26 protein-coding genes are annotated in these 25,948 nt (G+C 31.2%); 21 read left to right on the plus strand and 5 right to left on the minus strand.

Features of this window, described 5'->3' with window-relative positions:
* Nucleotides 1–35 precede the first annotated feature (35 nt).
* Nucleotides 36–170: a hypothetical protein gene (locus COI44_RS24665; protein ID WP_098428991.1), complete on the minus strand. Its 135-nt coding sequence runs from the start codon at nt 168–170 to the stop codon at nt 36–38.
* A gap of 153 nt (nt 171–323) precedes the next feature.
* Between COI44_RS24665 and COI44_RS17035 the strand changes: the two genes are divergently transcribed.
* Entirely contained in the window at nt 324–698 is a 375-nt protein-coding gene (locus tag COI44_RS17035; protein ID WP_098428992.1) for a hypothetical protein, read from the plus strand.
* A gap of 12 nt (nt 699–710) precedes the next feature.
* On the opposite strand, the gene COI44_RS17040 is transcribed toward COI44_RS17035, so the two are convergent.
* The gene (locus COI44_RS17040; protein WP_025671360.1) at nt 711–1,271 is read right to left on the minus strand and encodes a 3D domain-containing protein; all 561 of its coding nucleotides are present in this window, start codon (nt 1,269–1,271) and stop codon (nt 711–713) included.
* A gap of 628 nt (nt 1,272–1,899) precedes the next feature.
* Between COI44_RS17040 and COI44_RS17045 the strand changes: the two genes are divergently transcribed.
* The 5 genes from COI44_RS17045 to COI44_RS17065 all read left to right on the plus strand — a co-directional run bounded on the left by COI44_RS17045 (nt 1,900) and on the right by COI44_RS17065 (nt 9,685).
* A complete protein-coding gene (locus COI44_RS17045) occupies nt 1,900–3,681 on the plus strand; it encodes a M3 family oligoendopeptidase (RefSeq protein WP_098428993.1) in 1,782 nt (593 codons plus the stop codon).
* Between the two features lie 148 nt (nt 3,682–3,829).
* Complete coding sequence (locus COI44_RS17050) at nt 3,830–5,569, plus strand: ABC transporter ATP-binding protein (protein ID WP_286163961.1); 1,740 nt, start codon at nt 3,830–3,832, stop codon at nt 5,567–5,569.
* Nucleotides 5,550–7,385, plus strand: coding sequence for an ABC transporter ATP-binding protein (locus COI44_RS17055; RefSeq protein ID WP_098428995.1), 1,836 nt, complete (start codon nt 5,550–5,552; stop codon nt 7,383–7,385). Before COI44_RS17050 ends, COI44_RS17055 begins: the two co-directional genes overlap by 20 nt.
* Before the next feature lie 11 nt (nt 7,386–7,396).
* Nucleotides 7,397–8,044: a nitroreductase family protein gene (locus COI44_RS17060; RefSeq protein WP_098428996.1), complete on the plus strand. Its 648-nt coding sequence runs from the start codon at nt 7,397–7,399 to the stop codon at nt 8,042–8,044.
* 252 nt (nt 8,045–8,296) lie between these two features.
* The gene (locus tag COI44_RS17065; protein ID WP_098428997.1) at nt 8,297–9,685 is read left to right on the plus strand and encodes an amino acid permease; all 1,389 of its coding nucleotides are present in this window, start codon (nt 8,297–8,299) and stop codon (nt 9,683–9,685) included.
* Between the two features lie 52 nt (nt 9,686–9,737).
* Here COI44_RS17065 and pepF read toward each other — a convergent pair whose 3' ends face one another.
* Nucleotides 9,738–11,549, minus strand: coding sequence for an oligoendopeptidase F (gene pepF / locus COI44_RS17070; protein WP_098428998.1), 1,812 nt, complete (start codon nt 11,547–11,549; stop codon nt 9,738–9,740).
* A 219-nt stretch (nt 11,550–11,768) separates the two neighbouring features.
* On the opposite strand from pepF, the gene COI44_RS17075 reads away from it, so the two are divergent.
* The 5 genes from COI44_RS17075 (at nt 11,769) to COI44_RS17095 (ending at nt 15,947) form a co-directional block, all read left to right on the plus strand.
* Nucleotides 11,769–12,290, plus strand: a complete 522-nt coding sequence (locus COI44_RS17075) for a hypothetical protein (protein ID WP_098428999.1) — start codon at nt 11,769–11,771, stop codon at nt 12,288–12,290.
* A 34-nt stretch (nt 12,291–12,324) separates the two neighbouring features.
* The gene (locus tag COI44_RS17080; RefSeq protein WP_098429000.1) at nt 12,325–13,203 is read left to right on the plus strand and encodes an ABC transporter permease subunit; all 879 of its coding nucleotides are present in this window, start codon (nt 12,325–12,327) and stop codon (nt 13,201–13,203) included.
* Complete coding sequence (locus COI44_RS17085) at nt 13,200–14,255, plus strand: peptide ABC transporter permease (protein WP_098429001.1); 1,056 nt, start codon at nt 13,200–13,202, stop codon at nt 14,253–14,255. The genes COI44_RS17080 and COI44_RS17085 overlap by 4 nt, the downstream gene beginning before the upstream one ends.
* A gap of 121 nt (nt 14,256–14,376) precedes the next feature.
* A complete protein-coding gene (locus COI44_RS24670; protein WP_286163963.1) occupies nt 14,377–14,640 on the plus strand; it encodes an alpha/beta fold hydrolase in 264 nt (87 codons plus the stop codon).
* A gap of 788 nt (nt 14,641–15,428) precedes the next feature.
* Nucleotides 15,429–15,947: a hypothetical protein gene (locus COI44_RS17095; RefSeq protein ID WP_098429002.1), complete on the plus strand. Its 519-nt coding sequence runs from the start codon at nt 15,429–15,431 to the stop codon at nt 15,945–15,947.
* A gap of 168 nt (nt 15,948–16,115) precedes the next feature.
* Here the strand turns inward: COI44_RS17095 and COI44_RS17100 are convergent, their stop codons facing one another.
* Complete coding sequence (locus COI44_RS17100) at nt 16,116–16,580, minus strand: NUDIX hydrolase (protein WP_098429003.1); 465 nt, start codon at nt 16,578–16,580, stop codon at nt 16,116–16,118.
* Between the two features lie 225 nt (nt 16,581–16,805).
* On the opposite strand from COI44_RS17100, the gene COI44_RS17105 reads away from it, so the two are divergent.
* Entirely contained in the window at nt 16,806–17,246 is a 441-nt protein-coding gene (locus COI44_RS17105) for an NUDIX hydrolase (RefSeq protein ID WP_098429004.1), read from the plus strand.
* Between the two features lie 238 nt (nt 17,247–17,484).
* Nucleotides 17,485–17,973: a CcdC protein domain-containing protein gene (locus tag COI44_RS17110; protein WP_098429005.1), complete on the plus strand. Its 489-nt coding sequence runs from the start codon at nt 17,485–17,487 to the stop codon at nt 17,971–17,973.
* A 65-nt stretch (nt 17,974–18,038) separates the two neighbouring features.
* Here COI44_RS17110 and COI44_RS17115 read toward each other — a convergent pair whose 3' ends face one another.
* The gene (locus tag COI44_RS17115) at nt 18,039–18,806 is read right to left on the minus strand and encodes a HipA family kinase (protein WP_098429006.1); all 768 of its coding nucleotides are present in this window, start codon (nt 18,804–18,806) and stop codon (nt 18,039–18,041) included.
* A 217-nt stretch (nt 18,807–19,023) separates the two neighbouring features.
* On the opposite strand from COI44_RS17115, the gene COI44_RS17120 reads away from it, so the two are divergent.
* The 8 genes from COI44_RS17120 (at nt 19,024) to COI44_RS17160 (ending at nt 25,935) form a co-directional block, all read left to right on the plus strand.
* Nucleotides 19,024–19,512, plus strand: coding sequence for an AraC family transcriptional regulator (locus tag COI44_RS17120; protein ID WP_098429007.1), 489 nt, complete (start codon nt 19,024–19,026; stop codon nt 19,510–19,512).
* Nucleotides 19,513–19,937: 425 nt separating this feature from the next.
* Nucleotides 19,938–20,621 (plus strand): hypothetical protein, encoded by a 684-nt coding sequence (locus tag COI44_RS17130; RefSeq protein WP_098429008.1) that lies wholly within the window; start codon nt 19,938–19,940, stop codon nt 20,619–20,621.
* Between the two features lie 233 nt (nt 20,622–20,854).
* Complete coding sequence (locus tag COI44_RS17135) at nt 20,855–21,229, plus strand: DnaJ family domain-containing protein (protein WP_098429009.1); 375 nt, start codon at nt 20,855–20,857, stop codon at nt 21,227–21,229.
* 169 nt (nt 21,230–21,398) lie between these two features.
* Entirely contained in the window at nt 21,399–22,262 is an 864-nt protein-coding gene (locus COI44_RS17140; protein WP_098429010.1) for an AraC family transcriptional regulator, read from the plus strand.
* 76 nt (nt 22,263–22,338) lie between these two features.
* On the plus strand, nt 22,339–23,415 hold the full coding sequence (locus COI44_RS17145) for a Gfo/Idh/MocA family protein (protein WP_098429011.1): 1,077 nt from the start codon (nt 22,339–22,341) through the stop codon (nt 23,413–23,415).
* A gap of 20 nt (nt 23,416–23,435) precedes the next feature.
* Complete coding sequence (locus COI44_RS17150) at nt 23,436–24,182, plus strand: sugar phosphate isomerase/epimerase family protein (RefSeq protein ID WP_098429012.1); 747 nt, start codon at nt 23,436–23,438, stop codon at nt 24,180–24,182.
* 43 nt (nt 24,183–24,225) lie between these two features.
* Nucleotides 24,226–24,942: a ThuA domain-containing protein gene (locus tag COI44_RS17155; RefSeq protein ID WP_098429013.1), complete on the plus strand. Its 717-nt coding sequence runs from the start codon at nt 24,226–24,228 to the stop codon at nt 24,940–24,942.
* A gap of 24 nt (nt 24,943–24,966) precedes the next feature.
* Entirely contained in the window at nt 24,967–25,935 is a 969-nt protein-coding gene (locus COI44_RS17160; protein ID WP_098429014.1) for a sugar phosphate isomerase/epimerase family protein, read from the plus strand.
* Nucleotides 25,936–25,948 lie beyond the last annotated feature (13 nt).

Consider the following 25,948-nt stretch of genomic DNA (forward strand, 5'->3'; position numbering starts at 1 on the left):
GTTTTTTAGTCTACATGCAAGGAATCAATAATTCTTTATTTTTCCCGTTCTTTCATATATTTTTCTGCAAGTAATTGTTTAACTTGATTATAAGTTAAACCAGAATGTGCATTTTTTCTTTTCACTTCGTTAATGTCGGTTCCAGTTATCGTAAAACGTTTATCTTTCAAGTGGTTTCATCTCCAAAACAAAATATTTAATTTTATTATTTATTTGTAGGACAGAAAATATGCTTTAAAAAGATTATGTCATTAAATCGTTATTTTTATTAAACTAAAGAAATGATAAAATTATTGGTAATAGAAGGAATAGGGGATAAAACCATGCACGAGGTTGTATTGAAAATTTTATTTTTTATTTTTCGAATATTGTTTCAATTAATCATGCAAGTAGTTGTTGACTGGATCTTTGATTATTTGCCAAAAAAGTTTTTTGGTTATCCTTTTAATGAGAAAGATGATGAATTAATTCAAGGGAAAATTTACTTATTAAAAAAGGAACCTTGGTTTGAACCATACAAAATCTATGCATTGGAAATTTCTCAAAGAAAAAGTATTCGAAAATTAATCGTAAAATTAGAGATGCTAGAGATTCGATCAAATGAGGAAAAGAGAAATGAATTCTTATATGAATTAGATCGGCGATTATTTGACTTAAATCCGAATGGAATTAGAAATAGAAAAACGAGCCCGAATTAAGGGCTCGTTTTCTTATTTTTTATAAACTTTTACAGTAACTGTTTTAACTCCCCATTTTTGGGCATTTTTCTGACTTGGGATAAATACATCAATTTTATTTCCTTTTAGTGAACCGCCAGTATCTCCAGCAATTGCATAGCCGTAACCTTCTACATATACTTTAGAACCTAATGGAATTACTTTTGGATCCACAGAAATAACTTTTGCTTTTGGATTCTTTTTTAAATCTATGCCAGTAGCTGTTTTACCACTACATCCTTTACAGCTACCAGTGTAAGCTGTAGCTTTCATTTTAATTACTTTATAAGGTGTAGCAGCTTTAGCTGTTGTTTTTTTAGTTGTTGTCGTTTTTTTCTTAGTTGCAGGTTTAATTTGCAATACTTGATTTACTTTAATTAGGTCTGATTTTAAATGGTTCCAAGATTTAATCTGAGAAACTGTTACCTTTTGTTTTTTTGCTATAGCAGATAAGGTATCTCCAGATTTAACTTTGTAAGTTGCTGCGTATGTATTTGTCGTAAATCCCATTGTTAGAATAACAGTAGTAACAAAACATGTCATTAATTTTTTCATATTTCCCGCTCCTGTCCATCTTCTATGTATAATACTTTACCATGGGAATGTGACAGTAAGATTTCAGTAGTTTTATTTTATATTACAAATATATTACCTTTTTTTATAATTTTCTATAAATTCTGTAAAATAGTTACAGGCTAATTCGACATAGTTCCCATTTAAGAATGTTCATCGCTGATTTATGGGCCAAGGTGCTTGATTTTAAAGGGCTGAAGCGTTGAATTGAAAAGATAATAGGGAGAAAGTTAAATAGTAAAAACTTTTCAATAAAGTATTAAATAGTCTAGAAAAACAGACTTTTTTAGTACAATTGAAATGGTTTTTATTAATTTAGAATTAAAAACTATGTAACAATTAGTGAGGTTTTGTAATATTTACATCATATTTAAGGTTTAATAGATCCTGAATTTTAGTTCAAAATCTACTAAAGTTTACTAAAAACTACCTTCAGAATGAATCATGCTAAACATTACTTACTATTATAAATAGACAAAATGTACGATTACACCAAAATTCAACAAGCTTGTGTAGGATTTAAAATTGGTAAAAAGTAGTGTGATTAGACTAAATATTTTGAATAATGTATAATAACAAATGTACTTATAAAACCAAAAGGTGGGGTCGTATGTCAACAAATACATATTCACTTACATGGGATTTAGATGTTTTCTTTAAAGGAGGCAGTGAATCTCCTGCATTCGCTTCATACATAAAAGAAATTATTAATTTAGTAGAAAGAATTGAAAGACAGGTTTCTTTGTTTTCTGCTCCTAAAAGTAGTGATGAAGTTGAGGAATTAGCTGATATCATAAGTAATATTGAAGTAATAGGTAAGAAATTATCGCAAGCTGGTGGATTTGTTAGCTGTTTACAAGCTCAAAATATGGCTGATCAAAAGGCTAATTTATTAAGAGGAACTTTAACACAGCTTTATGCAACATTTTCTACTTCTTTAACAAAATTCCATAGTCAATTAACTAAAATTGAAGATTCTGTTTGGAAAGATATTTTAGAAACTGATGAGTTTAAGGAAATTTCTTTCGCATTAAATGAGCGTCGTCAAAATGCTAGTGAATTATTATCAGTTGAACAAGAGGCATTAATTACTGCCCTTTCAGTTGACGGATATCATGGTTGGGGCCAAATGTACGATACTGTTGTTGGAAAAATGCAGATCGAACATGATGATAAACTTTTATCTGTTGGTCAAGCATCAAATCTATTTTCTTCTAAGGAACGCAATGTGCGTAAAGACATTTTTGAAAAATGGGAAGAAACATGGGGTGAAGAGTCAGATTATTTCGCAAAAATATTAAACCATCTTGCAGGTTTCCGTTTAAGTGTGTATGGACAACGTGGATGGAATAATGTATTAAAAGAACCATTATCAATTAATCGTATGAGTCAAGAAACACTTGATTCAATGTGGGGTGCGATAATCGACAATAAAGCTCCATTTGTTGAATATTTAGAAAGAAAAGCTAAATTACTAGGCGTAAAGAAATTAAGTTGGTATGATTTAGATGCACCTGTGGCTGATATTGATTCTACCGTTTCATATTCTGAAGGTGCAGAATTTATATTGGATCAATTTGGTAAGTTTGGTGATGAATTAACTAGTTTTACAAAGATGGCGTTTGAAGACTCTTGGATTGAAGCAGAGGATCGTGCGGGCAAACGTCCAGGAGGTTTTTGTACAGGATTTCCTGAAAGTAGCCAATCTCGTATTTTCATGACTTATTCAGGTACACCTTCGAATGTTTCGACATTAGCACATGAATTAGGTCATGCTTTCCATTCATTTGCGATGAAAGATGTTCATACACTTAATAAATATTATGCGATGAATGTTGCTGAAACAGCTTCAACATTTGCAGAAATGATCGTAGCTGATGCAGCTGTTAAAAATGCGAGTTCCGATCAGGAGCGTTTAGCTCTTTTAGAAGATAAAATTCAACGGAGTGTAGCATTTTATATGAATATTCATGCTCGCTTCCTGTTTGAAACGCGTTTTTATGAAGAACGTAAAAATGGTGTCGTAAGTAAAAATAAAATAAATGAACTAATGGAAGAAGCTCAAAAAGAAGCGTATTGTGGAGCTTTAGAAGAGTATCATCCACATTTCTGGGCATCAAAACTACACTTTTATATTACAGGTGTGCCGTTTTATAACTTCCCATACACTTTTGGATACTTATTCTCATTAGGAATTTATGCAAAAGCATTAGAAGAAGGCAAGAGCTATGAACAGAAATATATTGCTCTTTTAAAGGATACTGCTTCTATGACAGTTGAAGAATTAGCTCAAAAACATTTAGGTGTTGATTTAACAAAACGTGATTTCTGGGAGAAGGCAGTAAAACTATCTCTAAAAGACGTTGAAGAATTTTTATCGATCACTGAATGATAACTTTTTATGAGGAGGACTCGTTTAATTACGAGTTCTTTTCCTGTTTTAAATGCCTTTATTAAAATTTTTGTATATTTATTAAAAAGAGATAAGAAAATACGGAGGGGTTTTTAATCATTACCTCTTTAGTAGGGGAGTGACTAAAGTGAATAGTTTTAAATTTTTAAAACCATATAAAATATCTATTTTTGCAGCAATCGTCTTTTTACTTTTAGAGTTAGTAGTTGAATTATTTCAACCATATATTTTATCTAATATCATTAACAATGGAATAGTTCACAAAGACATGGCTTATGTTACAAAATGGGGAATCGTCATGATCGTGTTATCGATCGTTGCTTTTATTGGAGGAGTATTAAATACTTTTTATGCAACTCATATTGCTCAAAGCTATTCATTTACGTTAAGGAAAACATTATTTGAGAAAGTACAAACCTTTTCATTTACGACGTTTAGTTATTTACCAACTTCATCAATCATTACTAGATTGACAAATGACGTATCACAATTACAAAGTGCAGTTTTTATGAGCTTAAGAATTATTTTGAGAGCACCATTAATCGTAACTGGTAGTGTCGTAATGGCATTAATTTTGAATTGGAAGCTTTCATTTATACTATTTTTAATTTTACCTTTCTTATTTATATTCCTAAATTGGATGGTTAAAAAAGGTAGAAGGCTATTTAAAAATGTTCAAGATAATGTGGATATTGTAAATAGTGTGCTAAGAGAAAATTTAGTTGGAATGAAATTAATTAAAGCCTTTGTACGAAATGACCATGAAAATAATCGATTTCAACATATAAATCAAAATTTAAAACAAAAAACCTCTGTTGCATTACGAACAATGGAAATTACGATGCCAGTCATGCTTCTATTTATGAATGCTTCCATTTTGATTGTATTGTGGTTTGGAAATAGTAAAGTTCATTCACACGAAACGAATATTGGAGATATTGTTGCAATCGTAAACTATATTTCCCGTATTACTTCATCATTTACTGTCTTTTCATTTATTATTAGTGCGTTTTCAAGAATGAGAGCTTCTTCTGAACGAATCGATGAAATATTAACGATTGAAGAAGACTTTGTAGAAAAGAATGAAGGGAACCAACTAGCAAATCGTTTAGAAGGAAAAATTCAATTCCATCAAGTTTCTTTTAGTTATCCAAATTCTGAAAAAGAAGTGCTAAAAAATATTTCATTTGTTGCATACCCCGAACAAACAATTGCAATATTGGGTTCAACAGGTTCTGGAAAAACATCTTTATTCCAATTAATCCCTCGCTTATATGATGTTAATTCTGGAACAATTTTAATTGATGATCAAGATATACGTAAAATAAACAGTAAGCAACTAAGAGGACAAATTGGATATGTACCACAAGAAGCTCTACTATTTACAGGAACAATCAAAGAAAATTTACTAATGGGAAGAGAAAGTGCATCAGATGAAGAAGTTTATTTAGCTGCTAAACATGCGCAAATTCACGATTCAATTTTGACTTTCCCAAATGGATATGAAAGTTTAATTGGTCAAAAAGGAGTTAACCTTTCAGGTGGGCAAAAACAAAGACTTTCGATTGCAAGAGCAATTCTTCGTAAACCTAGTATCTTATTACTTGATGATAGTACTAGTGCATTAGATTTAAAAACCGAAGCTAGCTTGATTGAAGCCTTAAAAAATTACGAGTGTACGACATTAATCATCACTCAAAAAATCAGCACAGCAAAAAATGCAGATAAAATACTAATTATTGATGAAGGTGAACTTGTAGAAGAGGGTACACACGAATCTCTATTAAAAAGTTCAAAATTATATAAAGCAATCTACTATTCACAATATGGAAGGGAGGAAATTCATAATGTTAAAGGAGCTAACTAAACCTTTCCAATATAAACACTTACAATTATCAAAGGAAAAGAAGAAAAAGGAAGCTTCTCGAGCAGATAACGTTTCCTCAACATTAAAAAGAATATGGTCTTACCTAGCATTAATGAAAGGTAAATTAGTTGTCGTACTTTCTATGGTTTTAGTAAGCTCTGTACTCGGTTTATTAGGACCTGTATTAGTTGGCTATTCAATCGACCATTATATTCTAAAAGATAATTTAAGTGGTTTAAGTTGGTTAATCGTTGCTTTAGTGTTTATTTACTTAGGTTATTCAGCATCTTTGTTTTTACAAAATTTTTGGATGATTGATATTGCTCAAAACACTGTAACAAAAATGAGAACAGAACTATTTAATATGTTTCATAAATTACCAATGTCATTTTTTGAAAAAAGACAACACGGAGAGTTAATGAGCCGTGTAACGAATGACTTGGAAAATGTTAGTTCGACTTTAAATACTTCAGTAATTCAAGTATTTTCAAGTGTTTTAACTTTAGTCGGTACTGTTTCAGTTATGCTTTGGTATAGTCCAATCTTAACTTTATTGACTTTATCAATTGTTCCAATTTTAATAATTGGTATAAAATGGATAACGCACCGTACTGGCCAACTTTATAAAATCCAACAACGTAACTTAGGTGAGTTAAATGGATTTATTGAAGAAACAGTTTCCGGTCAAAGAATCATTAAGACTTTCTCTCAAGAAGATAAAATGATTCGAGATTTTTTAACTAAAAATGAAAAATTGAAAAACTCAGGATTTTGGGCATTTATCTTTGCCGGATTTATTCCTAAATTCATGAATGTATTAAATAATGTGAGCTTTGCAATCATTGCAGGTATTGGTGGCTATTTTGCCTATAAGGGTCATATCTCGATAGGAACAATCGTTGTTTTTACTGAGTATTCAAGACAATTTACTCGCCCCTTAAACGATTTATCAAATCAGTTTAATACATTACTTTCTGCGATCGCTGGTGCTGAAAGAGTATTCTCCATCATCGATGAGGATATTGAAGCGATTGATGAATCCCATATTATTAACGATCAAAAAGTTATTCAAGGTGAAGTTGAATATAAAAATGTTAATTTTTCTTATGGGAAGGATTCAAATACATTAACAGATGTTTCATTCAAAGTATCACAAGGTGAGACAATTGCCTTAATCGGACCAACTGGTGCAGGTAAAACTACAGTAGTAAATTTACTTTCACGCTTTTATCAAATCAATAGTGGTGATATACTCATAGATGGTGTAAGTATTGGTGAATATTCTAGAAAAAACTTGAGACAGCAAATGGCATTTGTTTTACAAGATTCATTTTTATTTAAAGGAACAATTCGAGAAAATATTCGATATGGTCGTTTAGATGCAACAGATGAAGAAGTAGAAGAGGCAGCAAAGCTTGCCAATGCACATAGTTTTATTATGAAATCTTCAAAAGGATATGATACAATTTTACAACAAGATGATCAGCAAATTAGTCAAGGTCAAAAGCAACTTCTCTCAATTGCTCGAGCTATTCTAGCAAATCCTGCAATTTTAATTTTAGATGAAGCAACAAGTAGTATTGATACAATTACGGAAATTAAAATTCAAGAAGCTTTACAAAGACTAATGCAAGGCCGAACAAGCTTTGTTATAGCTCATCGACTTAATACAATTAAAAATGCTAATCAAATACTTGTTTTGAAAAATGGAATGTGTATAGAGAGAGGTTCACATGAAGAATTAATTGATAAACAAGGTTTTTACTATGAATTAGTAAAACATCAAGGGATGAATGAAGATCAGCATATACAATAAAGGGTGGAAGCATGGATTACAATTCGTTTAAAGAAATTATTCACGGAAGAAGAAGTATTCGAAAATTTACTGATCAAGCAGTATCAAATGAAATAATTGAAGAAATTATTGACTGCGCACGTTATGCTCCAAGTGATACAAACTCACAAACTTGGGAGTTTATCATTATTAAAAACACTGACAAAATTAAAAAAATTGAAGAGATGACTTGGGATTCACTACATGAAGTTGCTGAAAAAGCAAAGGAAAAAGGATTAGAAAAAGAAGGGAAACTATTAGTTCGTTCTTTTGGTCCTTATGCAACAGCATTTAGAGAAGCACCTGTTTTAATTATTTGTTTAGCAACACCTTATGAATCAAAATTCAGAACTAAAATATTTGATCCAATTGGTTTTGTTGAAAATGAAGTTTGGAAAGAAGAAGGAATTAAGAGTAGCTGCTTAGCATCACAAAACTTAATGTTAGCTGCACATGCATTAGGCTTAGGAACATGTCCAATGACAGGTCCGGTACTATTAGCTCAAGATAAACTCAGAACGTATTTAGATATCCAGGAAAACCGCGAAATTAACATGGTCATTTCACTTGGATATCCATCAGAACCAGCGAAAAAACTTGCACGTAAAGAAGTTGCAGAAATTATTCGTTACGTTGATTGAAAAATTAAGTAGCCCACGAGGAAATTACTCGTGGGTTTTTTTGTGTTTTAATAGAAGAATCAATTAGATATTGACTCTTTTAACGGAGTTCTAAACTTTATCAATAACCCATCCGTTAAAGATGAAATTTTACATTAATTCAAAAAATTATACTAGTATAAAATAACGTTTGAATTTATATTAATATATTTGTATAATTACTCAAGTGATTATTAAATAGAAGATTTTTTTATTGAAAGGTGCAGTATCATCATGGATTCTACTAAAAAATTAGGTGTTATGGGTTTATCATTTTTAAGTATAAATGCTATTTTAGGATTACGTAATATTGCTTTTGCTTCAACAATTGGTCCTTCAGCTATATTTTATTGGATTGTTGCAGCGTTAATTTATTTTATTCCAATCGGATTGATTGTAGCTGAATTATCTACAACCTATCCAAATCAAGGCGGTATGGGTGTTTGGGTTCGAAAAGCTTTTGGAGAAAAAGCTTCATTTTTATGTTCGTGGTTTTTTTGGATTGCTAATTTTACGTATTATCCATCACTTTTATTAACTACTACAATTGCGATTGCATATGGAATTAACCAGCCACAAATGGCAAGTCATCCTATGAAAACAGCTATTATATCTAGTGTTATATTTTGGATTGTTACTTTACTTACATTAAAAGGTACTAAAATGAGCGGAAGGCTTGCGTCGATCGGCGCACCACTTGGCGTATTAGTTCCAGCAATTTTAATATTTGGTTTCGGATTTTATAGTATGTTTAGCGGTCAACCAAGCGCTACTCACTTTACACAAAGTACGATCATGCCAAATAATTTGTCTTTTGGAACGATTATGTTTTTATCAACATTAATGTTTGGTTTTTCAGGGGCAGAAATGCTAGGAACGATTGCGGGAAATGTAAGAAACCCACAAAAAACATTTCCGAGAGCAATTTTTATTACATCAATTATTATTGCATTAGTCTATATACTGGCAACAGTTGCTTTCCAGTTTGTCATTACAATTTCATCTGATCAAACTGCGACTGCACTATACTTATTTGCGGATAAAATAACTTCACAATTTGGACTGAATTTTTCACTTTCTCAAATTTTAGGAATCTGCTTTTTATTAGCATTTGTAGGATCTCTTTCATTTTTAATTTTGAATCCTAGTGTGATGATTGCTGAAAGTGCAAAGGATGTTCTTCCTAAAAATTTATTAAAAGAAAATAAAGATGGTATGCCATCAATTTTAGTATTAGGTCAAGCAGTTGCAGTTACATTCATTTTAATTCTTTCTGCTTTTGTACCAAGTGTCTCAAAGGCATTAAATATGCTAATCTTAATGTCGACATTGGCATTTTTTATTCCTTATGTATTTCTAATTAGTGCATATCTTAAACTTCGTATGACTGATAAAAAAATAAACAGACCGTTTAAAATTAAAAGCAATTCACTAGCTATGTTCGTTGCACTCATTGGAATGATTTCAGTAGTTGGAACAATTGGATTAACACTTATTCCAGCTCCAGATACTACATTATTAGAATATTTACCAATCGTACTTGGACCGATTTTATTCGGATGTATTGGATTTATTCTTTACAGTAATGGAACAAAAGGTAAAAAGAAACAAATGAAAAACTAATAAAAAAACCTAAATTATTTATATTAAAATAATTTAGGTTTTTTTGATATTTTTAGAAAAGAGACTCTAATTCAGTCACTAAAGAGCCAACATACTCAACAGCTTCTTTGATCGGTGCACTTGTTGTTAGATCAACGCCAGCCATTTTTAAAAGTTCAACAGGTTTTTTCGATCCACCTGTTTTTAATACTTCAATCCAAGAATCAATAACTGATTGACCCTCTGATTCAATTCTTCGTGAAATTGCAGTAGATGCAGTCAATCCAGCAGAATAAGTATATGGATAAAGTCCCATATAATAATGAGGCTGGCGCATCCAAGTTAAACTTGCACCTTCATCTATTTCAACAGAATCTCCCCAAAATTCTTTTAGTACATTACCTTTAACTTCACAGAATGTTGTCGCTGTAAGAGGCGTACCTTTTTCAGCCAGTTCATAAACTCTTCTTTGGAACTCACCTTCAAGTAAATGAGTTACAAAATTATGATAATAAGTACCTAGTAATTGAAGGATGACCCAACGCTTCATTTTTGAATCATTCGTTTGTTTTAATAAATATTGGCCTAATAACATCTCGTTAAAAGTCGATGGAGCTTCAACAAAATACATAGAAGGACGAGTATTTACAACGCGTTGATATTTGTTTGCATAATAGAAATGACCAGCATGTCCAAGCTCATGAGCAAGTACAAATGCATTTCTCATAGTATCCTGCCAGCTAATTAAAATATATGGATGCACTCCATATGGACTAGAGCAAAATGCACCTGTTGATTTTCCAACATTATCGGAATAATCAATCCAGCGCTCATCAAACGCTTTTTCCATAATCGAAACATAGTCAGGCCCCATAATTTCTAGTGATTTTAAAATCGTTTCTTTTGCTTCTTCATAAGTAGTGCTTGGGTTGAAATCTGGATCTAGTGGAGCTTTTAAGTCATAGAAATGAATCGACTCAAGTCCAAGTTGTTTTTTCTTTAAGTTAGCTAGTCTACGCATATGTGGTGCTAGTTCCTTAAAGATGATATTTAATTGATTATGATACATTTCTAAAGATACTTTATGATCTTCAAGTAGCATTTGCGTAACTGAGTCATAATTACGTAATTTACTTAAAGCGACTTCCTTTTTTACTTGAGTAGCATAGATCGAAGCATATGTATTTTTGTATTGGGTAAGAGTTTTAGTAAAAGATTCATACGCCTGTTTACGCACTGTATGATTCGGAGAGAATTCATATAAGTTTTCAAACATGGCAAACGAATTTTCTAATTCTTTTCCATTTTCATCTTCAAAGGAATCGAATTTTAAATCAGCGGCCTTACTAGTTTGGTAAATTCGATATGGGGCAGAAGTAACTTCACCAAGTGCAGCTAAAGCCTCTTCAGTTTCAGGGAGTAATCTATGTTTTTTAGATGCAATAATTTCTTCTAATAATAATTTAAAAACCTCAATTTCATTTTCTTCCTTAATAAATACCTCTAACATTTCATTATTTAAATGTAAAAGCTCTGACTGAATAAACGTTAAAGTTGTATTTGCTCTGGTACTTAAGCTAGAAAATTGTAAACTATCAGATTGATTTTGAGAATCTGAACCATCTCCAGACTGACGTAAGCTTACATATGTACCACAACGAATTAATTGAAGCATAATAGATTCATAAGTTAATAATGCCTTTTTTAAAGATTCAGCAGACTTAAGAACAGAACCTTTTAATGACTTCGCCTCTACTAAATCATTTTCAATTAGTTCTAAAGCAACTAGCCACTCTGCACGAGTCGGATATAAATCCTCTAATTTCCATGTCATTTCTGTTGGAACCTCTGCACGTGTTAAACGTTTTACTAACATTTTTTCCATCAAATTGCCTCCTTTAGTAGTAGTTGGTACGAGTCTATTATACTGTATAAAAACATTTTAAAGGTGAAATAATTCGATAAAATTGAAAATTATAACAATTTTACTGCACAAGCCTTCATTATTTTGATAAAATTAATTGAATTTGGTTAAAAATTCCAACTTTCAGAAATAATTATGGAAATAAATTTTATTACATAGAAAGGAGTTTTTTAAGAACGAATGAAAAAATTTAAAATGATCTGTTTACTATCTTTGGCAACTGTTGCACTTACAGCATGTACAATTAAAAAACCTCCACAAAATTTAGCTATTAAACCACAAGGTACTTATGATTTAAAAACTGTTGGGATTAAAGTGGAATCATCACTTCCTAAAAATGCTAAATTTAATCTTCTGTTTAAAGATGATGATACAAAGAAAGTAATCTACGAAACTACTATTAAAACAGATGAAAATGGTACTGCAAATAAGAAAATTTTATTAGATACAAAAAATAAAAACTTAACCGGTTTATTATTTTTTAAGCCTGATGAGCAACCAAAAAACATTCAAGACAAATTCGGCAAATATGGTGAAAACATTCGATCAACTACAATAGGTTATAGAGTAGGGAAAAAGCATAACCAAAAATATATGTATATTAAACAGTACGGTACATTTTGGAAATTCGGTAAATTAAGTGATGGAGGTTTTCTAGTATTTGGTAAAGATAAGATAAAGCAAGAAAAGGAGGGGAAATAATACACGATTAGACGAACTAGATTGTGTATGTATCATGATACAAACAAGTAGAATTATATCTAAATATCTTCTTCAGTTTTGTTTAACTATATTCGGAATTGGTTTAATTACGGCTACTTCTTTTACTCTATTTTTACCAAAAGGAGAGCGATTGGTTGAGTTTTGGAATCAACTACAAATCTTTTTTTGGAGTTTTTTTTACTTTGATAATTTAGAAGTTTACTTAAAAGAATTTCAATATGTTCCTTTTTCTTCTGTATTTTTAGAGCCATACGTTTATTCTTTTACGATTCTTTTTTCCGCGTTTTTACTTTCAATTTTCGTCGCATTATTGATTGCTTATATACTAAATATAGGTCTAAAATCATTTAGAAAAATAATGAATAGTATCCTATTTTTCTTACAATCTATACCAGACGTAGTAATGATTTGCACATTTCAAATTTTCTTTTTCTGGATTTTTAATAAAACCGGTGTTAAAATTGTCGATCCAATAAGTGGCTTTGAATCAAAAGCTTACGCATTACCAATCATCCTTGTATCGATCATTCCTACGATCCAACTTTTCCAGATGTTATTTCTGGCAATTCAGGAAGAAAAAATTAGAGATTATGTAGAGTATGCAAAAGCAAAGGGACTTTCTAATTCTTGGATTATTATCCGTCATATATTCAGTAATGTTGCGATTACTTTATTAAGTAATAGTAAGTTAATATTCTGGATGATGATTTCAAATCTATTAATTGTAGAAAAGTTCTTTAATATGAAGGGCTACTTTTCATTTCTATTTAATAACAGCAGATCGCCTGAAATCTTTTTTATGGCGCTAGTTTTACTATTTATCCCGTTCTTTTTGTTAGAGATTTTGTTTAAACAAATTGTAAATAGAATGAAAGGGGGACAAGCTATATGATAAAAATTAGAAAGTATTTACCAATTATAATAGGTAGCTTTATCATACTTGGCTTAATCACCTTTAGTTTTATTTATACTTACTTTATTAAGGATACGATAAAACCGGCCCCAGCTTTGTTATATAATGCAGAAGGTAAATTAACAGATACATATGGTTATCCTCCAAGTTGGAAATATCTTTTTGGTGTCGACCGATTTGGAAGAGATGTATTTTGGATGGTAATTGATGGTGCTAAATACACTTTATCCATTGCCATAGTTGTAGGTCTAATGAGAGTTATATTTGGCGGTTTATTTGGCACAATTTTTGGATTCATGAATCAAAGATTATTAAAAATTATTGAACCAATTTTGAATGCATTTCGTTTTGTGCCAGCTGTTATCATTATATTTCCTTTTTTTGAAAGGTTAAATGATGTTCCAGAAGCTGCAAAAGAAAAAACAATAGCAATTCAAATATCATTACTAATTATTATTTCGATACCAGTATTGATGAATTCAATTGGTGAAGAAGTAAGAGATTTTTTAAAAAATGATTTCATTACTAGCTCTAGAGTCATAGGTGCACGTAATGGTTGGATCCGCCGTAAACATGTAATACCATATTTACGAAGCCGTATCCTTTTATTATTTGTACAACAGACTATACAAACATTATTTTTACTAACCCAATTAGGAGTTTTCAAACTATTTATTGGTGGTGTTAAAGTTCTTTACTTAGATCTTGGAGTCGATCGACCGATGTCACAAGCTAATGAATGGTCTGCAATAATTGGTGCAAATTACATCGAGTTATCGATTGATTCATGGGTAATCATTGGACCAAGTATAGCTTTTATTGTTTCGATATTTGCTTTTAATCTTATTAAATTGGGCATTGAGCGTTTAATGGAAAGCCAAACAGGGCAAAAAAAGAAGCAACCTATGAAAAATGAAGGTTTATATCATGGATTAAATGATTTTGATTTTGTGAATAAGGAAAAATTAAATGATGATAGTACGATCGTGGAGGACGAACCTAAAGTAAGTGGACAGCTTGTAACTAGATAATAAAGTAATAGAAAACCTTTGTTCTAAATAGAGAATAAGGGTTTTTATTTTTGACTATAGAGGAAAACTCAAAAATAGTATAGAAGTATAATTTTATCTATTTAATTGGAGGGTACGAGCATTGCAAAATATTATCTTAAGCATAGAAAATAAAAAAGTTAGTTATTACGAATATGGTAATAAAGAAAATCCAACTATCGTTTGTTTTCACGGTCTTGCTGGAAATGCAATGTATAGTTTTGAAGAATTAGCAAAAATTCTAGCAAAGAAATTTCATTTGATTGTGTTCGATCATCCTGGACATGGCAAAACGGAAGCCTTTGATAATGAGGATGTTTATTTACTAATTTGTCATCTTGGTATAACAACGTTCTTGAGCAAGTAATCACTAAACCATTTTTTCTAATGGGCCACTCTTGGGGATGCAGATACTGTACTCCATTTCACAAAGATGCATCCTAAAAATGTACTAGGAATATTATTAGATGGCGGATTTACATTTCCAGAAAATCAAAGTGATATGACATTTGAAAAAGCCTATTCTGGTTGGTGTGAATACATGGATAAATCAATTTATAATAATTGAGAAGAGGTTATACAAGAATATAAAAATTATACAAAAAGATGGAGCAGAGACATTGAACAGTATGTCGCCTCGCTTTTTAAAAAAAATAAGCAAAATCAATTTGAACTCATCACTTCAAAATTTACGGTCTTATCAATTATAAAAGCATTTTTTAAAGAACCATTTTCGAAAACATATCCATTTATAAAGGTACCAGTAATATTAATTCATGCAACATTACCGACTAATCTTGATCTTGCGAGAGAGGTTGGAATTTCACAATTAAATCATACTATAAAAGATATAAGTGTTATTGGAATTGATCATGCTAACCATATGATTCAATGGGACGAACCCGATATAGTATCAAATATAATAATTAACTGGTTAGATAAACATATGAATCTATAAAATGCTTGTTTTAATGGGGTTTGACTGCTTCGGCGTTCTTTTTATTGCACTAAAATGCTTATTAGTTGCATTAGAATGATTTAATTTCGTGGAAAAAGACGAAATTCCCCCAAATTACAAGAGTGGATATTGAATGTATAATTACTTTTGAGGAGCTTCTAACTAATCAACTACTTACATAACAGGAGTCTAATTTTATGAAAAAATTAATTCCAGTTTTATTACTATTATCAGTCATATTTACTGGTTGTAACTCTGATACTATTTACACACCTCTTTATAATGGAAAAAAATTAATTATTGGTGTGATAGGTAATTTTCCGAAAGTAAGAGAAGAGAATGTGAAATTCAAACATATTAATTTTGATAAAATGGAAGAAAGTAAAAATCTTTCGTCTGAATTTGATGCCATATTCATTAAAAAAGAGCATCTTTCGGAAGCCGCCAATCGTAAATATCTAGCTATTTATAAACAATTAGGTCTTCCATTTTTTTTTATTGATTCCAAAAAAGATTATATTGTAATTATAAATGGAGAAATATCATACGAAGACGCACCTGATATTGTCGACCAATCCTATGCCACGGGTATTTTGGGTGAAAATCATTTCTGTGGTTATGGACTATATAATAACAAAGTAAACGAAAGTAACATTAAGGATATATACACGCAAATATTTAATACAATTTATTCTGGCAAATGCTTCAACGATTAAGAAGTATAATTTGTGAGTATGTAGGAGTTGTGCGAAATAGCTGCAGTGAAAGATAATGTTAAGTGAAATATGCATATAGCATTATATTCAAAGAGTGAAAGAACCAGATCAAAATTATTCTGGTTCCTTCACTCTTTATAAATTCTATAAAAGCCTAAGTTAAGTTAATTATTTAATAATTGGATGTCTTTTACCTTCTACCCAATCAATTATAAATGGTTTTTGGCGTGGATTTAAGTTAGCAGGAAGGTCTGTCTTACTGAAAAATCGATGTTCTCTGCTTTCAATATCCATTTGTTTTAATTCTCCAGTAAATTGTTTGGATATAAAAATTATTTGAACACTGAAAGCTTTATCTCCATTAGGGTACTGAACAAAGCATTTTTCACCTGAATATATACCAAACAACTCTAAGCCCGTTACAGTAAGTCCCGTTTCTTCAAGAGATTCCCTTTTTGCTGCTTCCTCAAAAGTTTCTCCAATTTCCATAATTCCACCTGGAATGCACCAATTGTCTTCGTCTGTTCGGTGTTGCAATAATATTTGTTCATTATCCTCTATAATTATTCCACAACCTACAGTGAATAGGGTTTCGTTACCAATATATTTCCTCATATTTTTAATATAATCCATGTGAAAATCTCCTTTATCGTATTAATTCTTCAAAATTCGACAGAGATGATAAATTTTCCTTCTATTTTGCTAACTGCCATTTAAACGGAATAATTGATATTTTCATCCATAGAGATATAGTTACTATAAAAAATCCGTATTGTTTAATAAGAAGGGTCTTTCTAAGTTTTAAAAGAATATATAAAAAGTATTATTTAGGAGTTAGAAGTAGAAAGGGGATTTCCTATGTTATCTAAGAAAAAAAATACAGAAAATAATTCTTTGCCACCCAAACATATTATTTCAGCTGCGACAATTGTCATTAATGAACAAAATGAAATTTTATTAATTAAGGGTCCGCAAAGAGGTTGGGAAATGCCAGGTGGGCAAGTTGAAGAAGGAGAATCATTGAAAGAAGCTGCAATTAGGGAAACAAAAGAGGAAAGTGGAATTGATATTGAAATTTTGAAATTTTGTGGAGTATTTCAAAATGTTAGAGGTTCAATTTGTAACACTTTATTTTTAGCTAAACCAATCGGGGGAAGCCTGACAACTTCTTCAGAAAGTTTAGAAGTGGGATTTTTTCCTATTAAGGAAGCTTTGGCGATGGTAACTTGGAAAAATTTCAAACAGAGAATTGAATATTGTTTGAATGAAAACATGCATCCCTTTTATATAGAGTTTTAGTATCCTTGTTCAAATAACACATATATAAAATATGACAATATCATTTTCAAAAATCTATTTTTCTCTTTAATATTTGAATTACCATAAGAATTTTATCAATTTCGTTTTCACTTCTTAACTCTATACCCTAGGAATATACATAAAAAAGTTTATTGTTTTTGAAATCTCATAACTGAGGCCACTACTTAAATGTACATGACTTCTATCTAGTTAAAATTTATCAATTATGGGGGAATTTATGAACGTTTCTTCTTTTTATATGATTGTTATTGTGATTGCTGCATTAGTATTATGGCGAAGAACAAGAGCTATGTATCACCCAATTAAAGGAAGCGGGGTTCGCCTTCTCCTTCCAATACTATTTTTGCTGATACCTAGTATTCCCATTATTTTGAATCCGAAGGCTCATGCTGCTAGTTGGGAATGGATTTGTGCACTTTTCTTTGGATTTATTTTATCTATTCCACTTATTTGGACGACTAACTATGAACTCCGATCCGATCAATATATCTACGCTACAAAGAACAGAAGTTTCATCGTCGTCTTTGTTATTATCTTTATAATCCGATTTCTACTTCGCGATTATTTAAGGTGGCTCGGCAATGAGACTGAGGCAGCACTGTTTATTACCGTAGCAATCGGATATATTTGCCCTTGGAGAATTGTTTCATTTCTCAAGTTTCGGAGAATATATAAAAATAAAGAATCCCTTCAGAAAAATATCTGAAGGGTATTTTGGTTTCAAAAATATATTCACTCCATAAAGATTTATAGATTTTTCTCCGGCGTACCTTAGTTCAAATATCTTTTTACAAATGTATAAACTGAATCAGCAAGTGTTTTTTTTCGTTCTTTCAGATAGATAAAAAGTGCTTCTTTGTCTTCGTTTGAAACATTCCAGTCTACTGGGATCTCCTGAATCACTTCTTGGACTGAAGCTTCTGATAATGCCAGAATTTTTTCAATATATGTCGTTATTATGTTTAAGTCATTTAATATGTCTAGCGTCCAAATATGAACGACTGAATCTTTTTTAAACTTTTTGGATTTTTGAAGCGTTTCTGCATTCCATTTGTATCCTCCTGGAAAACATTTCCCATGATCAATCATAAATATGTCGTACTGTCCATCTGGGAGTTGTTTCAAAAGAATATTGCTTTTAGTTCGGTCTGCATCGTGCACCCAAAAATCGAAAACAAGAATTCCGGCTAAAACATGGGGATTATTTATTTCATTTAAAGTAGGGCGAGGAGGTTTTTTCGCAAGACCAGTACAGTTATCTATAAAAAGGCTAGCAAACTGGTTGCCTGCTTGGTAATTAGAAGAAAATTTTTTTGGTATTTGCTGAATTTGCTTTTCGGACATATTTACAATTTCAAATGGGACAACAGGCAAATTCAATAACTGACCTAATCTAGCGACTACGTATTCGTTTACGAGCTCCCGTGTTCCATGGAAATTATTTTTACATTTAACTGCATAACGATTACCATTACTAAACAAAAATAAATGTGCAGCCTTACCTGGTAATGTTTCTAAATATTTTATTTGTACATTCAATTTTATAGCTCATCCTCCTTTTTTAAGTAGAACATAATAATATATTCCATATTAGTAGAAGGGTATTGGACATAAGAATTAATGACCTAGAAGATTTTGTTGATTTCTTATTAGTTCACGTTCGGTCATTTATCTGCTCTCATTTAACTTTTATAAGAAAAGGAATTTTAATAATAGATAGAGAATAAAGGACTTATTCTAATTAGGAGTTGTGAAAATGAATATTTTAGTTAAAGAACTACCTGAATATGAAGTTGCGTATTTCAGGCGTTATGGATCATATTTTGAACCAAATGGAGAACATTGGGGTAAGCTATTAAATTGGGCAATAAATAATGGACTTTTTCCACCTCAACAATCTTTCATAGGAATTTCCTTAGATAATCCAGATTTAGTAGAAAGTCATAATTGTCGTCATGATGCATGTGTTACCATACCTGATGGTTTTGATAAGGAAAAACATGTAAATATAGAATTTAGGAAATTAGATGGTGGGCAATACGCTTTGTATCAATATTATGATTCTCCTAGTATGTTAAATAACGGTTATAAATTTATATATGAACAACGGTTACCAAGTAGTGATTTTGAACCTGATTACGACCGTTATAACTTAGAATTTAGTATGAATAATCCACCCGAAGACCCAGATGGAAAAGCTAAAGTTCATTTATTTGTGCCAGTTAAAAAGCGAACATCTTACTAACTATGTTTTTATAGTATATTATTAGACAAATTTAGTAATAAATTAAAATGATAATCTACTAACCTATAACAACTTCTTTCATATATGATGTAAGTATTGTTATTTCTTGGAAATAATAATATAATTAAATAGAATTTAAATTAAAATTATATCCTTTGTGAAAGGGTGTTAGACTATGAATTTCACTATTTACTTTGGAAATCATGAAGACAAAGAAGTACATACAATGGATTGCTATGTAGACATTGAGGAAGAAACTGTTTCTTAAGCAATCGATCTTAATAAGAGTTATTTCAAGGATGCGAAAAATTTTCGTATCCTTTTTTCATTTTTAAGATTTACATTTTAAAATTTATTGTGTATGATAAAAATATAAAAAGCGAACTAATGTTCTGTATATAGATTTTAGAAGGAAAGGAACTTGCATGATGAAAAGAAATGGAGCAACTAAAAGGAATTCAAAAACACCTATTATATCCAATACAGGTTTTATCGGAGCAAGTTTCATTGATCTGGAAGAATTGCAAGAAAATCAATATTATTTCACAAGGAAACATCCTTTAATTATACATGAAGTATTAAATGGTCTATTACAAGCTGCATGTGCATTATTTCAGAAACAAAATATCCCAGCATATATTGCATGTGAATATTTACGAGATGAAAAGAAAATAGGCTTAATTTTATCAAAAAAGCCATTCGAAAAAGAAGAAGGGATTCGTTATTTTATAGAATATCTTCGTGAGATTGGTCACTTAAATAATAATAAAACAATAAGGGCTGAAATTTCAAATACCGGATTTATAGGCGTAATTTTTGTGGATTTATCTTATATTACAAGGTTTACATTCGATACAGAAATTAAATTGCTTTCTGCTTTCGCTATTAATTTCATGGAACCGTTAAAGGAAATTTATCATCAAAATAAAATTCATTTATATATGTCAGGTGTTGAACTTCAAAAGGAAGATAAGTTAGGGTTTGTACTTTCTAAGAATCCTTATGATGAGCGAAAAGAAGCGAACTTATATTTTAAGGAATATTTGAGAGAAAGAGGCTTATTAAAAAATTATAAAGAGAATGTGTTTATTCAAAGACATCGTGGATAAATTTTCATTAAACCTAATTTAAAGATGAATTTTGGTTTAAAAAATACATATTAAATCTAAGAGGAACTAGAATGATTAGTTTCTCTTTTTGCTGTTTATTCAAAAAAAGTTCATTATTTGTACAAAGTTAGAAACTTACTTAAAACATTCGTTTGCATAATATATAGAAAGGAAATAGTTAAAAAGTAACGAATACTTATAATATAGGACTAACCAAAAAGGTGGTTAAAACGATGACGAATAATGGAAAATATGTAGATTGGTTAAGTGAAATTGTTAAGCGTCATGAAAAAGAAGGTGGATTTGAAGATCTACCTGGATTAGGTAAACCATTACCTAAGGAGCTTTTAAAAGATGATTTATTAACAACAGTCATTAAGAAGTCGGGCTTTAAACCAGATTGGGTATTACAACAAAAGAAAATATTTCAGAAGCTTGAAACGATTTTGCAGAAGTTAAATTCTGATGGAAATAGTAAAGAAATAGCCAAAATGATCTCGGAAGTAAATGATGAAATTAAGAAATATAACTTAGGCTGTCCTTTTCCAATGCAAAGAAATTATGTAAATAAGGAAAATCTTGAGAATCAGTTGATTTATTGGAAATAAGTTTGTGAAAAAATGAACGATTTAACTATATGGATGTTTATACTTTTTAGTCGGTATAAGCATCTTTTTATTTTCTAACTATAAAAATGGTAATTCTATGAAAAAGTCTATTATTAATGTTAATGTAAAATAAATACATAGTCAGAATAGTTGTACAGGGGGAATTGGAATGAGCGCAACTCTTGAAGTAAGGAGACTAGATCGGAATTTTCCATTTTGTTTATTTTCAAATGATGGATTGACGTTAGTTGGTCATCATTGGCATAAACTCGTCGAAATCATTTATGTACAAAAAGGCATTTTAAAGATTGGGGTAAATGATGAGTTACTTCATTTAGAAGAAGGAGAATTTTATATCATTAATAGTGGTGACATTCATTATTTTCTATCTTCACCAAATAGTATGAGGTTGGTCGTGCAATTTGATTTTACTATTTTCGAAGATGTACAGTTTTTGAAAAAAAATAATATGGAACTAATTGAATTGTTTAATTGTATTCAAAAATCTAGTGTTTTATGGAATTTAAAAGTTAAACAGAAAATGATTACCTATTTAAAAGAACTTGAAAGTGAATATATTGATAAAAAAGAAGGTTACGAATTGGCGATTAGAGCTAGATTATATGATATTTTACTACTGATCTATCGAGATCTACCTCATACAGAAAATAATAAGCTTAACTATCCTAATAGGAAGGCTAGTCTTTTAAAATTAGAAAAAATATTTCATTTTATAGAAGAGAATTATATGAATGATATTACATTAAATGATGTTGCGAATTATATCGGCTTTACGAATACATATTTTGCAAAGTTTTTTAAAAAATACACTGGTTCTACATTTTGTCATTTTGTAAATCAATACAGAATAACGAAGGCTCAATGGTATTTATTTAATGAAGATCTGCCAATTACAGAAATTGCTTATAATGTTGGATTCATTAATGTGAAAACGTTTAACAGATTATTTAAAAATGAGGTTGGTTTATCCCCAACCCAATATAAAAAAAAGACAATATTTGAGAAGTTTTAGGCAAGGTGAAAGGAAGACACAAATGAATTATTTCTATAAACTGGAAATGTAAAAAACATTTTCGGAGGTTTTCATAATGAAATTAAAAGTAGGAATAATCGGTTGTGGCGGAATAGCTAATGGTAAACATATGCCTAGCTTAGCAGCATTAGATCAAGTAGAAATGGTTGCTTTTTGTGACATTATTGAAGAACGCGCGATTAAAGCGAAGGCACAATTTGGTGTTGAAGAAGCAAAGACATATACAGATTACAAGGAATTATTAGAAGACGAATCAATTGATGTAATTCACGTTTGTACGCCAAATAAATCACATTCATTTATTACGATTGATTCTTTAGAAGCAGGTAAACACGTTATGTGTGAAAAGCCAATGGCAAAAACTTCAGCAGAAGCAAAAGCAATGGTAGAAGCGTTTAAACGTACAGGAAAAAAATTAACGATTGGGTATCAAAACCGTTTTCGAAACGATTCACAATATTTAAGGGAAGTTTGTAAAAATAATGAATTAGGTGAAATTTATTTTGCAAAAGCTCATGCGATTAGAAGAAGAGCGGTACCTACTTGGGGCGTATTTTTAAATGAAGAAGAGCAAGGTGGAGGACCATTAATTGATATTGGTACTCATGCTTTGGATTTAACATTATGGCTGATGGATAATTATAAACCTAAATTTGTAGTTGGAAACGTTTACCATGAATTATCACATAAAAAAAACGCTGCAAATGCTTTTGGACCATGGGATCCAAAGGAATTTAAAGTAGAAGATTCTGCATTTGGTTTTATTACGATGGAAAATGGTGCAACCGTTATCCTAGAATCGAGCTGGGCTTTAAACACTCTTGAAATAGGAGAAGCTCAAACTACACTTTGTGGTACTGAAGGTGGAGCTGATATGAGAGATGGTCTCCGAATTAATGGGGAAGCATATGGGCGACTTTACGATAAAAAAATTGATATTCAAACTGGTGGCGTAGCTTTTTATGAAGGTGCAACCGATTCCGCTGAAGTATTAGAAGCGAGACAATGGATTGACAGTATTATTAATGATACAGAGCCAACCGTTAAACCTGAACAAGCATTAGTTGTAACTCAAATTTTAGAGGCAATCTACGAATCTTCAAAATCAAAGAAACCAGTATATTTTAACTAAGAGTATAGGAGATGGAATAAATGACACTACCAATTGCCTTACAATTATGGAGTGTAAAAGAGGACGCAGCAATCGACTTTTTCGGCACTTTAGAAAAAGTAGCGCAAATGGGTTATGACGGTGTTGAGTTCGCGGGATACTATGGTAAAAATGCATCGGAAATAAAATCTGTGTTAAACAAACTAGGGTTAAAGATAGCAGGAGCCCATGTAAGTGCAGATCAAATTATTCATCACATTGATGACGTTATTGCTTTCGAAAAAGAATTAGGAAACAAATACGTAGTATGCCCTTGGGCAAATTTTACTAGTTTAGAAGAATGGAAAGAATTTGCAGAACATTTACAAGAGTCAGGAAAAAAGCTGGCTGAAGCAGGAATATCTCTAGTTTATCACAATCATGCTCATGAATTAGTTAGTTTAGAAAGCGAATATATACTAGATATTTTATTCAACTCAGTTCCTACTAATCTCTTAATAGCAGAGTTGGATACTTATTGGTTAGAATTTGCTGGTGTAGATGCGGTTGAATTTATGAGTAAGTATAAAGGAAGGGCTCCATTAATTCATGTGAAGGATATGGCTCCGTCTAAAGAAGAAAGTACTGAAGTAGGAAATGGAATTATGAATATAAAAGGAATTGTACAACAAGCAAAGCTAAATTCAGTCGAATGGTTAATAGTTGAGCAAGAAGCGTTTACTAAACCACAATTAGAAAGTGTTGAAATTGGATTGAATAACTTAAAAATGATTTTAACTGAAGCTTAAGAAGCTATTAAACTATGTAAAAAAATAGAGATGGGTGAGTTATATGGTAAAGGTAACGATATGGAATGAAAATCGACATGAACAAATTAATCCAGATGTAAAAAGCATTTATCCAAGCGGAATACACACAACCATAGCTACTTTCTTAAATGAAGCAGGGTACGATACTACGACGGCTACATTAGAGCAACCTGAACATGGTTTGACAGATAAAGTGCTTGAAAATACTGATGTATTAATTTGGTGGGGACATATTGCTCATAATGATGTGGGAGATCAAATTGTTCAAAAAGTTTATGATAAAGTATTGCAAGGAATGGGGTTAATTGTCCTACATTCTGGACATTTTTCTAAGATTTTTAAAAAATTAATGGGTACTAGCTGCGATTTAAAATGGCGTGAAGCAGCGGAAACGGAAAGACTATGGGTTGTCGATCCGTCTCATCCAATCGTAGATGGTATTGGCGAATATATCGAGATTGACAAAGAAGAAATGTATGGCGAACATTTTGATATTCCAACCCCAGATGAGCTAGTTTTAGTTAGCTGGTTTAAGGGTGGGGAAGTATTTAGAAGTGGTTGTACATTTAAAAGAGGGAATGGGAAAATCTTTTATTTCAGACCAGGTCATGAAACCTATCCAACTTATCATCATAAAGAAGTTCAAAAAATTATCATTAATGCAGTAAATTGGGCGAATAAATCAAAAAGAAATTATCCTTCATATGGACATAAAGAGGCCATAGAAGCATTATCGTAAATAATGGATTGGAGCGAGAAAAAGATGAAATTAGGTGTATTTACGGTATTATTTGCGAATTTATCATTTGAAGAAATGCTTGATAAAGTTGCACACTCCGGACTAAAGGCTGTTGAAATAGGAACTGGTTGTTACCCTGGGAATGCACATTGTCCGTTAAATGATTTATTAGAAAGTGAGCAACTCAGAAAGGAATATATTGAAAAAGTTGAAAAACGTGGATTAACGATTAGCGCTTTTAGTTGTCATGGTAATCCATTATCACCTGATAATGAGTTTGCGAAGGAATCCCATGAAGTACTTGCTAAAACGATTAAACTTGCTTCGCTATTAAGTGTACCAGTTGTAAATTGCTTTTCTGGAACAAGTGGTGACCATGAAGAAGCAAAGTATCCAAGCTGGCCTGTAACTGCTTGGCCAAATGAATATAGAGATGTACTAAATTGGCAATGGGAAGAAAAGTTAATTCCTTATTGGAAAGAAATGGGCAAATTTACGGAAGATCATCAAGTAAAAATTGGGCTAGAACTGCATGGTGGCTTTTTAGTTCATACTCCATATACATTATTAAAATTGCGCAAAGAAACTAGCGATGCAATTGGTGCTAACTTGGATCCTAGTCATCTTTGGTGGCAAGGGATTGATCCTGTAGCAGCGATTAAAATACTTGGAAAAGAAAATGCGATTCATCATTTCCATGCAAAAGATACCTATATCGACCAAGATAATGTAAATATGTATGGTTTAACTGATATGCAACCTTATGGTGAAGTTCAAACTAGAGCTTGGACATTCCGATCAGTAGGCTGTGGACATAGCTTGAAAGATTGGTCCGATATGATGAGTGCACTACGTACTTTCGGATATGATTATGTTGTTAGTATTGAACATGAGGACCCGATCATGTCGATTGAAGAAGGTTTTTCTCGTGCCGTTAAAAACTTACAGTCCGTATTAATAAATGAAGAGCCATCACAAATGTGGTGGACTTGATAAAAGATAGGTA

The organism is Bacillus sp. AFS088145, assembly GCF_002564465.1.
Lineage (GTDB): Bacteria > Bacillota > Bacilli > Bacillales > Bacillaceae_G > Gottfriedia.